Below are 11,577 nucleotides of genomic sequence, written 5' to 3'. Positions count from 1 at the left end.
CATGGTGGGTGTAAGGATAAGTGATTATCATGATTGATAGGGAGATTGTGCTGAATTATTCAGCTATTATGGGAAAATGTGAATAAATATTCGCGCTCTCATCAGGTGGTCATTTTTGATTCACGACAAGAGTGTTTTTTATTGTTTCCAATGCGTTACACCGTGTGATGGCCGGGTAACTCGTTGATCTACTGTCTGACCGATTCGATGAGGTAGACGATCTTAATCAGCGATCATCAACAATGATGTTATCGTCTCAATACAGACATTATATTCCGCCAATTTGGTTTATCTCTTCATTCAGTCGTTGCCTTCACGGTTGAATATCATCAATATACCTGTGTTGTATTTCAGTTCTTACAAAGGATCGCTATGTTGTTTGTTCCCTTGATTGCCGGCATTATTGAAACCTCGCTGAACAGCTTGCTTTTTCGCGATCGCAGCATGCAGTCGATGAGCCATCGGCTGGCGGGCAAAACGCTGAAACTGAGCCTGCAAGAGCTGTCCACTTCTCTGACGTTAGTATTTAGCGTTAACCATATTGATGTTGTGAGCCAGTGGGAATCTGCGGCAAGCTGCACACTGATAACCAAACTGCCAACCCTGTTTTCTCTGCGTGACCGTCAGCGTCTGTCTGCATTAATGCGCGATGGTGAGGTGGTGGTTGAAGGGGATATGCAGGTGATACAGCAATTTGTCACCTTAATCGATCTGGCCGAGTGGGATCCCGCTGAATGGCTCTCTCCTTATATTGGTGATGTCGCTGCGGAAACCCTGAGTCAGGGGGCGCAAAATGGCGCTAAAAAAGCGAAGCGATGGGTGGAACATCAACAAAATTATCTGGCACAAGCGGTGACTGAGGAGTGGCGTTTGGCTCCGGGACGGCTGGAAGTGCTGCACTTTGGCGATGAAACTGAAATATTGAGTCAGCAGGTTGATGCTCTGGCGAAAAGAATAGAGAAGCTGGAGAGCACCCGATGACCCCATCTGAATTTTGTCGTTTATATGTCATTGTGCGCGTTTTTCTGACTCATGGGTTAGATGAACTGATCCCCAAAATGCGCCTGACTTGGCCATTGAGAATGTGGTGCCGCTCGCTGTTTTGGATGAGAAATAAGCATCCGGATAAAGCCTTGGGGGAGCGATTACGTTTGGCGTTGCAAACGTTAGGGCCGGTGTGGATTAAGTTTGGGCAGATGATGTCAACGCGTCGGGATTTATTCCCACCGGTCATCGCTGACCAACTGGCATTGTTGCAGGATCAGGTCGCTCCTTTTGATGGTGAATTAGCCCGTCAGCATATTGAAGCGTCAATGGGCGGTAAGCTCGAGCAGTGGTTTGATGATTTTGATCCTCAGGCGCTGGCATCGGCTTCTATTGCTCAGGTTCATACTGCGGTGCTGAAAAGCAACGGCCAGGAAGTGGTACTTAAAGTTATTCGCCCTGATATTAAGCCCATTATTGAGGCGGATATTCGCCTGATGTACCGCATTGCTGGTTGGGTACCAAAATTACTGCCAGATGGTCGCCGCCTGCGACCGCGTGAAGTCGTCCGTGAATATGAGAAAACGCTGCTGGATGAATTAAACCTGCTGCGTGAAGCGGCCAATACCATCCAACTGCGCCGCAATTTTGATAACAGCCCAATGATGTATGTACCCGAAGTCTTCAGCGATTACTGTCATGAAAATGTGCTGGTTATGGAGCGCATTTTCGGTATTTCGATTGCGGATATCGATGCGCTAGAAGCCAATGGCACCAACATGAAAGTGTTGGCAGAGCGTGGGGTTCAAATCTTCTTTACTCAGGTGTTTCGCGACAGTTTTTTCCATGCGGATATGCATCCGGGAAATATTTTTGTCAGCTATGCTACGCCGGAGAATCCACAATATATCGGTATTGACTGCGGTATTGTTGGTTCGTTGAGCAAAGGGGATAAACGCTATCTGGCGGAAAACTTCATTGCCTTTTTTAATCGTGATTATCGCAAAGTCGCTGAACTCCATGTGGACTCAGGTTGGGTGCCGCTAGACACCAATGTGGAAGAGTTTGAGTTCGCTATTCGTACCGTCTGTGAACCTATTTTTGAGAAACCGTTATCCGAAATCTCATTTGGTCACGTACTGATGAATCTGTTTAATACTGCGCGCCGTTTCAACATGGAAGTGCAACCTCAACTGGTGCTATTGCAAAAGACCCTGTTATATATTGAAGGATTAGGCCGTCAGCTCTACCCACAGTTGGATTTATGGACTACCGCCAAGCCTTTTCTAGAAACATGGATGCGCGATCAGGTGGGTATTCCCGCTCTGGCTCGTGCCCTGAAGGAAAAAGCACCTTACTGGATAGAGAAATTACCTGAATTACCCGAATTGTTTTACGACAGTTTGCGGCAGCACAAAGAATTGCAAAATAGTATTGATAAACTCAACGCGCAAATTGGTCATCGTCAGGAGAAGCAGAACCAGTCGCGCTACCTCTTTGGGGTAGGTGCTACTTTGTTGATTGGTGCTACAATCTTGCTCGCAAATCATATCCCCGTCTGGCCAGTCTGTCTGGCGGGTGCCGGAGCAGTTGTCTGGCTGATTGGATGGCAAAAAGCAGCTTAACGTTTTATTACCAGATTTTATTACTACAGCTTGCTGAAACTACCGTATACTGGTCAGCAATCTCAAAATCAACCCGCAATTAAATAGAGGCATATAACATGGGTGGAATTAGCATTTGGCAATTACTGATAATCGTTGCGATTGTCGTATTGCTGTTCGGAACAAAGAAACTGCGTACTTTAGGATCTGACCTTGGCGCATCCGTAAAAGGCTTCAAAAAGGCCATGAGCGATGAAGAGACGACGTCTAATCAGGCAACCACAGCCCGCAAAGAAGACGCCCAGAACGATGCTGATTTTGATGTGAAATCTATTCAAGAACAGCAACAACCTTCGGTTAAAACCGAAGAGCAAAAGAGCCAGAATAAAGAGCAGGTATAATCCGTGTTCGATATAGGGTTTGGTGAAATTGTACTGGTACTGATCATTGGCCTGGTTGTGCTTGGCCCTGAGCGGTTGCCGGTTGCGGTTAAAACAGTCACGGGCTGGATTAGAGCGATGCGTTCTCTGGCTTCATCCGTGCAAAATGAGCTGACTCAGGAACTGAAGCTGCAAGAGCTGAAAGAGAGCCTGAAGAAAGCTGAACAGGCGGGTCTGCAGAATTTATCTCCGGAGCTAAAAGCGTCGATGGATGAATTAAAAGAGATGGCAACTGGGATGAAGCGCAATATCCAGAGCGATCTCAATAATGCGGCTGAGTCTTTCAATGCTTCACCAACGTCTGCTGCTGATGCCGATAAGCCTTCGGTATCGGCCACTGATGCTGCTGCAAAAGCAGCGGAAGCAGCAGCGGCGAACAAAAGTAAAGTCCCTCCCGTCGCGTCTGTTGCAGAACCGGTCGTTGCTGAAACGGCAGCTCAGCCAGAGCCGGTATCCATCAATAAACCTGATAGCGAAAAATAATCCATGTCCGTAGAAGATACCCAGCCGCTTATCAGCCATTTGATTGAATTACGCTCTCGCCTGTTACGGTCAATGATTTGTATTCTATTGATATTTCTGGCGTTAGTTTATTTCTCAAACGATATCTATCATATGGTGTCCGCACCGTTGATGAGCCAATTGCCACATGGCGCCAGCATGATTGCAACGGATGTGGCTTCGCCATTCCTGACGCCAATCAAGTTGACGCTGATTGTCTCCGTGTTTTTTTCAGCACCTTATATTCTGTATCAGGTATGGTCTTTTATTGCACCAGCGCTGTATAAGCACGAACGCCGCTTAATGATGCCGTTACTGTTCTCCAGTACTGCACTGTTTTATCTGGGTATGGCGTTCGCCTACTTTGTGGTGTTCCCGCTGGCATTTGGCTTCTTCGTTAAAACTGCCCCTGAAGGCATATTGATATCGACAGATATTAATAACTATCTGAACTTCGTTATGGCGCTGTTTTTTGCTTTCGGCGTGTCGTTTGAAGTACCGGTCGCGATTATTCTACTGTGTTGGAGTGGTGTGACTACGCCGGACGACCTGAAAAAGAAACGACCTTACATCGTTGTGGGTGCATTCGTGGTGGGTATGTTAATGACGCCCCCAGATGTATTTTCGCAAACGCTGTTGGCCATTCCCATGTGTATCCTGTTTGAAATTGGCGTCTTCTTCGCTCGTTTCTATGTAGGGAAAGGCCGCAAAAAAGCGAATGAGCAAGACGAAGAGGACTGCGAAGATGAGCATTCCGACGACAGCGAAAAACCATCAGCGTAGTTGTTACTGTTAAGTGATTTAAATAGAGCTGCCTCTATAGGCGGTTCAGGCAACTGACAAACCAGATAGATTAGCCTCAATGCGTTTTCCGGTCGTAAAATCTAAAGTGCTTATATTGGCTTTGTGCTCGACCGGAAGACCGCCATACTTGGCTTCAGGGCGTGTCGGGTCGAGTCTCCCTACGGGCTGTTACAAAACACCTTCGGTGTTTTGCCCTTCGGGCCAGCGCGAGCTCTGTTCAAACAGGCTTTCGCCTGTTTGTCGTTGGCTCACGCCAAGTCGACTCCCACGGAAGCTCCTCCCGACAATTGATTCTTTTTAAACACAAAACCGAACAAGTCAGGCTTTGCCATCAATTTTAGCCGCCTTATAGGCGGCTTTAAATTATTAATGAAATCAAACAGAGGGAAGCTAAGCCCTCCAAAGTTAAGCACAGATGGTCTTCCGGCCGGGCACAATATAAATACAGCCCTGTTTTTTTACGACCGGAACCTTCACCGAAACTTAAATGGGCGGTTTGTTTTAGTAACGATATTCCCCGTCCGTCAGGAGAGAAAACAATGTTCGATATAGGTGTTAACCTGACCAACCGCCAGTTTGCTCAGGATCGGCATGAGGTGGTGGAGAGGGCTAAACGGGCCGGGGTTAACGGCATGCTGGTGACTGGCACCTCACTGAAAGAGAGCATTGCGGCCCACCAGCTATCCAATCATTATCCTGATTATTGCTGGAGTACCGCAGGGGTTCACCCTCATGATGCTTCTGGCTGGTCAACCGCCTGTGAGCAGCACATATATCAACTGGCGGCGGAACCAAACGTCGTCGCTATCGGTGAGTGCGGGCTGGATTTTAACCGTAATTTTTCTACGCCACAGGAACAAGAACATGCCTTCAGCGCCCAGTTAGCGATAGCGGCGGAGCTTGAAATGCCACTGTTTTTGCACTGCCGTGATGCCCATTATCGGTTTATTGAGTTACTGAAACCTTGGTTGGATAAAGTGCCTGCCGCTGTCGTGCACTGTTTTACCGACAATCGTCAGGCATTAGAAGAGTATTTGTCACTGGGGCTGTATGTTGGTATAACCGGTTGGATATGCGATGAGCGCCGAGGGCAAGCGCTGCGAGATCTGGTTCCACTGATACCGGCCGATAAACTGCTGCTGGAAACAGATGCTCCCTATTTGCTGCCGCGGGATCTCTCGCCCAAACCAACCTCACGACGTAATGAACCCGCATTTTTAGCCCATATCGTGCAGCAAGTTGCTATGTTACGTGGTGAAGATGCCGCCTGGCTGGGGGAAATAACCCAGCAAAATGCTAACCGTTTATTGAGATTAGGTTGAGTCACTGCGAGAGCAGCGTGTGATAAATAACGAAAAAGCTGGTGGGTGTTGATTCCCCTCAGCGTTGAGAATTGAGGAGAATGTTTGTGAGCTATATTATTCCGAGTGCTTTCCCTGAACGTCGATTGCGCCGCATGCGCTATCATGACTTTAGCCGTCGTCTGGTGTCTGAAAATCAGTTAACGGTTAATGATTTGATCTATCCAGTATTTATTATGGAAGGTGAGAATCAGCGTCAGGAGGTGCCTTCCATGCCGGGCGTTAGCCGTATGACCGTCGATTTATTGGTAAAAGAGGCTGAAGAGTTAGCGAAACTGGGTATTCCAGTGCTTTCACTTTTCCCAGTGATTGGATCCGATCTAAAAAGCCTGTATGCAGAAGAAGCCTACAATTCACAAGGTCTGGTGCCACGCGCAATACGTGCGCTGAAACAGGCAGTGCCTGAGCTGGGTATCTTAACGGATGTGGCGCTCGACCCTTATACGGTACACGGTCAGGATGGCATTATTGATGACAATGGCTATGTCATTAATGACATTACTAAAGAGGTCCTGATCCGTCAGGCAATGTGCCATGCTGAAGCAGGGGCGGATATTGTTGCTCCCAGCGATATGATGGATGGTCGCATTGGCGCAATACGCCAGCAGTTGGAAGTTCAGAGTTTTGTGAATACCCAAATCATGGCTTATTCCGCCAAGTATGCTTCGTGCTATTACGGACCGTTTCGTGACGCAGTGGGCTCCAGCGGTAATCTGAAAGGGGGAAATAAGAAAACCTATCAGATGGATCCGGCCAACAGCGATGAAGCTTTACAGGAAGTGGCTCAAGATCTGCAAGAAGGCGCAGATATGGTGATGGTGAAGCCTGGTATGCCCTATCTGGACGTTGTGCGCCGAGTGAAAGATACCTTTGGGGTACCAACGTTCGCTTATCAAGTGTCTGGTGAATACGCCATGCATATGGCGGCATTCCAGAATGGTTGGTTGCAAGAGAAGCCTGCGGTGATGGAATCATTACTGTGCTTTAAACGCGCTGGTGCGGATGGTGTTTTAACCTATTTTGCGAAACGTGTAGCTCAGTGGCTACATGAAGACGCGATGCAACGCTAAAAATAATGGGTTAATTGTCGGGCCAGTGGCCCGACAAACACTAAAGCGGAGTGAATGGTTTTTCTGGTCGGAATGTTCACGGAAATTAAAATAGACAAATGGGGTAACGGCTTGAATATTAATCCCGTTTCTCAAACTGAGAATTACTAATTCTATGTTCAACCTTTTGGTTAATCAGATTTAATAACAGTATCGAGCGCGCTTCGCCATCCGGTTCTGCATAAATAGCTTCCAGCCCTTCAAATATCCCCTCAGTAATAAATACTTTATCACCGCTTTTAGGTTGTGCGGGGTCTATCAGCTGCAGCTTTGGCTGCATCATCAGGTTTTTTATCAGGCTAAAAGGTACTGTCACTGGCAACTTACCGAAACGAATAAAGTGACTAACACCGCGGGTTGCGCTGATCGTGGTGGTGTGAACTCTTTCCGGATCCAGTTCAATAAACAGATAGTTGGGAAACAATGGCTCATCCACCAGCGTTTTTTTGCCCCGAACGATTTTCTCTATCTGATACATAGGACTAAAGCTGGGTACCTGTTGCCTCTCAAGATGCTCTTGCGCGCGGGCCAATTGACCACGCTTACAATAAAGTAAATACCATGATTCCATGAGTTAATTCACCGAAGAAAAACACGGTTTAAGCATAGCAAAATAGTAGGATAATAGACATCAGGTTCAGTGTGATGGTCGATTAATCCAACGATAAATACTATGCTGGGCTAATACATTGAGACAGTTTCGAACTAAATGGAAAGCGATCACAGTAAAGGCGTGTGTTTTCCTGTATAAATAGAGCGTTAATAACTAAACAGAGGTATTTGGTATGGAACTGATATTGTTAAGTAATGGTAAGACATCCGGTGACGAAGAGTTACTGGGCTACGCTAAAAAACAAATTTTAGCGGTGTTAGAACGCCGGAAGGTCGCCAAAGCAATATTGATTCCTTATGCCCTGATTCGTAGTGACTATGATGCGCGTGCTCGTGACTTGGAAAGCAGTTTAGGTATTTCTGTCACCAGCATTCACCACGTTGATAAGCCAGCAGAAGCTATCGCTCAGGCAGAATGCATTATTGTTAGCGGCGGTAATACATGGATGTTGAATCAGATGTTGCATGAGAAAGATTTGATTGTGCCAATTCAACGTGCAGTTCGCGAACGTGAAGTTCCGTATATTGGTTGGAGTGCCGGTTGTAACGTGGCTTGCCCATCCATCAGAACCACCAATGATATGCCAGTACGCAGCAGTGTAGTATTACCATCATTAGGGCTGTTCCCGGTGCAAATTAACCCGCATTATATTGATGCTCACCTGAGCGGGCATATGGGTGAAACCCGTGATGAGCGTATTGCTGAATTTTGTGCGGTAAACCAGACGGAGTCCGTGGTGGCATTGCGTGAAGGCAGCCTGCTGCAAATCTCTGGTACTAAACTTCGCTATTACAGCGCTAAAGATCAGGGCTTCAAAATTTTCCGTCATGGTCAGGAAACCACGGAACATCTTGATACTGCTGCGCTGAGTGAACTGGTTCCGTTTACCTGCTGTTAATGGCTAAAAGTAAGTATAATGACGGCGAAGTCAGGGAAACCTTTCTATAATGACATCTTAACTGGCCTGTAAATAAACTATGAAATACCGAGATCTGCGTGAGTTCCTTGATTTGCTGGAGAAGCAAGGGGAGTTAAAACGCATTACACAACCGATTGACCCCTATCTTGAGATGACAGAGATTGCCGATCGCACCCTACGTGCCGGTGGTCCTGCGCTACTGTTTGAAAACCCCAAGGGATATCAGATCCCCGTACTCTGTAACCTGTTTGGCACGCCTAAGCGGGTTGCGATGGGGATGGGCCAGGAGGATGTGAGTGCGCTGCGCGAAGTCGGTAAATTGTTGGCCTTTCTGAAAGAGCCGGAACCACCAAAAGGGTTCCGCGATCTGATGGATAAATTGCCGCAGTTTAAACAGGTTTTAAATATGCCGACTAAGCGGCTGGCTTCCGCCCCTTGTCAGGAGCAAATTTGGCAGGGTGATGATGTTGACTTGACCACGCTGCCCATTATGCACTGTTGGCCAGAAGATGCCGCGCCGTTAATTACTTGGGGGCTGACGGTAACCCGTGGCCCTTACAAAGAGCGGCAGAATTTGGGCATCTATCGCCAGCAGGTATTGGGCAAAAATAAAGTGATTATGCGCTGGCTCTCTCATCGAGGCGGTGCGTTGGATTATCAGGAATGGTGCCAGCAGCATCCCGGTGAACGTTTCCCGGTTTCTGTTGCGCTAGGGGCCGACCCTGCGACCATTCTGGCTGCGGTAACGCCGGTGCCGGATACCCTCTCTGAATATGCATTTGCAGGCTTGCTGCGCGGATATAAAACCGATGTGGTGAAGTGTGTATCCAACGATCTCGAAGTCCCGGCCAGTGCCGAAATGGTGTTGGAGGGTTACATTGAACCCGGCGAAATGGCACCGGAAGGGCCCTATGGCGATCATACGGGTTACTACAATGAAGTGGACAGCTTCCCGGTGTTTACCGTAACCCATCTTACTCGCCGGGCTGATGCCATCTACCATTCAACCTACACGGGCCGTCCACCGGATGAACCGGCGGTTTTAGGGCTGGCGTTAAACGAAGTTTTTGTGCCGATTCTGCAAAAGCAGTTTCCGGAAATTGTCGATTTTTACCTGCCGCCTGAAGGCTGCTCCTATCGGATGGCGGTGGTGACCATGAAGAAGCAGTATGCCGGTCATGCCAAACGCGTGATGATGGGCGTTTGGTCCTTCTTGCGACAGTTTATGTATACCAAGTTTGTTATTGTCTGTGATGATGATATTAATGCCAGAGACTGGAACGATGTGATTTGGGCAATTACCACCAGAATGGATCCGGCGCGTGATACCGTATTAATGGAAAATACGCCAATCGATTATCTGGATTTTGCTTCACCCGTTTCAGGATTAGGCTCCAAGATGGGTATGGATGCCACCAATAAATGGCCGGGAGAGACGCAGCGTGAATGGGGAAGACCCATCGTTATGGATCCCGCCGTGCGTTCACGTATCGATGCCATCTGGGATGAGCTGGCAATATTTGAAGATGGCAAATCGCCTCGTTAACTCTCGCATCACTTAGCGATAGTTGGAACTTAATGACTCTGTAGAGGGAGTACATGGCTATATTGAATTGTAAGGTTGCCTCAGTGGAGCCCATCACTGATACGGTATTTCGCGTGCGTTTAGTTCCTGATTTACCTGTTTCATTTCAGGCGGGTCAGTATTTGATGGTCGTGATGGACGAGCGCGATAAGCGCCCGTTCTCAATGGCCTCGACCCCTATGGCGAACGAATCTATTGAGTTGCATATCGGCGCTTCCGAACTCAATCTGTATGCTATGGCGGTTATGGATCGTTTACTGAAGGAAGAGACCATTTCCGTTGATATTCCTCACGGAGAGGCGTGGCTGCGTACGGATTCTCAGCGTCCTGTTTTGCTGATTGCCGGCGGTACCGGGTTCTCTTATGTGAACTCGATTTTAATGACCGTACTGGCTCAGCAGCCGGAACGCCAGATATCGCTGTACTGGGGTGGGCGTGAAGAGGCTCACTTATATGATTTGGGTCGTCTTGAGGCACTGACGGTTCAGTATCCGAACCTGAGCGTTATTTCGGTGGTGGAGCAGCCAGAACCTGAATGGCGAGGACGCAGTGGAACCGTATTAACCGCCGTATTGGCAGATTTCGGTTCATTGGCTGAACATGATATCTATATCGCCGGGCGCTTTGAAATGGTTAAGATTGCCAGAGAACGATTCTGCAACGAGCGTGGCGCGGACGAAACTCGCATGTTTGGTGATGCTTTCTCGTTTATCTGAGTGCTGTTGCCATAATCTGATAGCTAAATGAAGAAGGGCCTATGACTACAATCAAGCTGTTGCATTCATCACTGTTACCGCTGCAAGGCGGCATTAACTTCCGCGATCAGGGTGGAAATCTCGCTAAAGACGGACGCAGAGTGAAATCCGGCTTATTGTTGCGGGCGGGTTCTCTGGATCGGCTAACGGTGGATGACTGTCACTACCTTAGCCAAATGCCGCTGACCCAGATTATTGACTATCGCGATGCGGATGAAGTACAGACCCGCCCTGATGTGTTGTGGCAGGGTGTTGATTATGAAAATATACCGGCGAATCCTTTATCGGATGATGTGAATGCTAACTTTGGTAAGCTGACGGATGAGTCACTGGCATCCTTTAATGCGGTTGATTTTATGACCCGTCTGTATAACCAACTGCCTTTTAATAACCGAGCTTATCGTTACCTAACGCAGGTGATGCAACAGCCAAGCTCTGGCGCTTTAGTGCAGCATTGTGCGGTGGGTAAGGATCGTACTGGTATTGGTTCCGCCATTGTGCTGTTGACGCTGGGGGCGGATCGTAACACGGTCATTGAAGATTACATGCTGACAGAAACCACGTTGGCACCTTATCGTAAAGAGATCCTCAGCCATATGTCGGCGCACCTGAACGAACAGCACGGTATTGATAGCTTGAGTTATGTGATGTCTGCCAAAGAGAGCTTCATTGGCACCGCGCTGCACGCTATCGACCAGCGTTATGGCAATACGGATAACTGGCTGGAACAGGAGTTTGGATTAACGCCGGGGATTCGGGCCAGAGTACAGGACAAATACCTGACAGCGTGACCGAGGGAGAGTTAGCCTTATCACCAATAGAATATGGAGATAGCGTCACTGGCCGCTATCCCCTAAGTCTGACCTAAGTTTTGTGCTTCAGAATAAGTCCTCTATACCAAA

The 11,577-nt window shown here is 48.0% G+C and carries 12 protein-coding genes; 11 read left to right on the top strand and 1 reads right to left on the bottom strand.

Annotation, left to right across the window (positions count from 1 at the left end; translation table 11 throughout):
• Nucleotides 1–372: 372 nt before the first annotated feature.
• The 7 genes from ubiJ (at nucleotide 373) to hemB (ending at nucleotide 6,764) form a co-directional block, all read left to right on the top strand.
• Nucleotides 373–981 (top strand): ubiquinone biosynthesis protein UbiJ, encoded by a 609-nt coding sequence (gene ubiJ / locus HYN51_RS14565; RefSeq protein WP_108900683.1) that lies wholly within the window; start codon nucleotides 373–375, stop codon nucleotides 979–981.
• Nucleotides 978–2,609: a ubiquinone biosynthesis regulatory protein kinase UbiB gene (gene ubiB, locus HYN51_RS14560; protein WP_108900682.1), complete on the top strand. Its 1,632-nt coding sequence runs from the start codon at nucleotides 978–980 to the stop codon at nucleotides 2,607–2,609. Before ubiJ ends, ubiB begins: the two co-directional genes overlap by 4 nt.
• Nucleotides 2,610–2,707: 98 nt before the next feature.
• A complete protein-coding gene (gene tatA, locus HYN51_RS14555) occupies nucleotides 2,708–2,989 on the top strand; it encodes a Sec-independent protein translocase subunit TatA (RefSeq protein WP_108900681.1) in 282 nt (93 codons plus the stop codon).
• A gap of 3 nt (nucleotides 2,990–2,992) precedes the next feature.
• A complete protein-coding gene (gene tatB, locus HYN51_RS14550; protein ID WP_108900680.1) occupies nucleotides 2,993–3,511 on the top strand; it encodes a Sec-independent protein translocase protein TatB in 519 nt (172 codons plus the stop codon).
• A 3-nt stretch (nucleotides 3,512–3,514) separates the two neighbouring features.
• Complete coding sequence (tatC, locus tag HYN51_RS14545; protein ID WP_108900679.1) at nucleotides 3,515–4,312, top strand: Sec-independent protein translocase subunit TatC; 798 nt, start codon at nucleotides 3,515–3,517, stop codon at nucleotides 4,310–4,312.
• A 560-nt stretch (nucleotides 4,313–4,872) separates the two neighbouring features.
• A complete protein-coding gene (gene tatD, locus HYN51_RS14540) occupies nucleotides 4,873–5,655 on the top strand; it encodes a 3'-5' ssDNA/RNA exonuclease TatD (RefSeq protein WP_108900678.1) in 783 nt (260 codons plus the stop codon).
• Between the two features lie 86 nt (nucleotides 5,656–5,741).
• On the top strand, nucleotides 5,742–6,764 hold the full coding sequence (hemB, locus tag HYN51_RS14535) for a porphobilinogen synthase (protein ID WP_108900677.1): 1,023 nt from the start codon (nucleotides 5,742–5,744) through the stop codon (nucleotides 6,762–6,764).
• A 118-nt stretch (nucleotides 6,765–6,882) separates the two neighbouring features.
• Here hemB and rfaH read toward each other — a convergent pair whose 3' ends face one another.
• Complete coding sequence (gene rfaH / locus HYN51_RS14530) at nucleotides 6,883–7,374, bottom strand: transcription/translation regulatory transformer protein RfaH (RefSeq protein WP_108900676.1); 492 nt, start codon at nucleotides 7,372–7,374, stop codon at nucleotides 6,883–6,885.
• 214 nt (nucleotides 7,375–7,588) lie between these two features.
• Between rfaH and pepE the strand changes: the two genes are divergently transcribed.
• The 4 genes from pepE to HYN51_RS14510 all read left to right on the top strand — a co-directional run bounded on the left by pepE (nucleotide 7,589) and on the right by HYN51_RS14510 (nucleotide 11,466).
• The gene (gene pepE, locus HYN51_RS14525; protein WP_108900675.1) at nucleotides 7,589–8,314 is read left to right on the top strand and encodes a dipeptidase PepE; all 726 of its coding nucleotides are present in this window, start codon (nucleotides 7,589–7,591) and stop codon (nucleotides 8,312–8,314) included.
• 79 nt (nucleotides 8,315–8,393) lie between these two features.
• Nucleotides 8,394–9,881 carry a 4-hydroxy-3-polyprenylbenzoate decarboxylase gene (gene ubiD, locus HYN51_RS14520; RefSeq protein WP_108900674.1) on the top strand — a complete coding sequence of 496 codons (1,488 nt, stop codon included), beginning with the start codon at nucleotides 8,394–8,396 and terminating at the stop codon, nucleotides 9,879–9,881.
• 53 nt (nucleotides 9,882–9,934) lie between these two features.
• Nucleotides 9,935–10,636, top strand: a complete 702-nt coding sequence (gene fre, locus HYN51_RS14515) for an NAD(P)H-flavin reductase (RefSeq protein ID WP_108900673.1) — start codon at nucleotides 9,935–9,937, stop codon at nucleotides 10,634–10,636.
• A 41-nt stretch (nucleotides 10,637–10,677) separates the two neighbouring features.
• Nucleotides 10,678–11,466 carry a tyrosine-protein phosphatase gene (locus HYN51_RS14510; protein ID WP_108900672.1) on the top strand — a complete coding sequence of 263 codons (789 nt, stop codon included), beginning with the start codon at nucleotides 10,678–10,680 and terminating at the stop codon, nucleotides 11,464–11,466.
• Nucleotides 11,467–11,577 lie beyond the last annotated feature (111 nt).

The sequence above is a fragment of the Limnobaculum parvum genome, from assembly GCF_003096015.2.
In the GTDB taxonomy this organism is placed as follows: domain Bacteria; phylum Pseudomonadota; class Gammaproteobacteria; order Enterobacterales; family Enterobacteriaceae; genus Limnobaculum; species Limnobaculum parvum.
This window is presented reverse-complemented; position numbering and strand designations above follow the sequence as displayed.